The organism is Brachybacterium endophyticum (genome assembly GCF_003130585.1).
Classification (GTDB): domain Bacteria; phylum Actinomycetota; class Actinomycetes; order Actinomycetales; family Dermabacteraceae; genus Brachybacterium; species Brachybacterium endophyticum.
On sequence record NZ_QFKX01000016.1, the window covers coordinates 1 to 231 of the forward strand.

The 231-nt window shown below is 42.4% G+C and carries 1 protein-coding gene; it reads right to left on the reverse strand.

Annotated elements, in window-relative coordinates; all coding sequences use genetic code 11:
• Window positions 1-11 precede the first annotated feature (11 nt).
• Window positions 12-231 (reverse strand): hypothetical protein (locus DEO23_RS16260; RefSeq protein WP_205679008.1); only part of this gene is annotated, 220 nt, incomplete at its 5' end.

Below are 231 nucleotides of genomic sequence, written 5' to 3' on the forward strand. Positions count from 1 at the left end.
AAGCAGTGGTATCAACGCAGAGTACATGGGGCTGCCCAAATTTTCAAATTTTTCTCATTTTTTAGGCCCATCAGTGGATTGAAAAAGTCGAGCATAGCTTCTTCATTGCATCCGAACGGAATATTTCCGACATAAAGGCGGCGTGATTGACAATCCACTGATGGGCCTAAAAAATGAGAAAAATTTGAAAATTTGGGCAGCCCCATGTACTCTGCGTTGATACCACTGCTT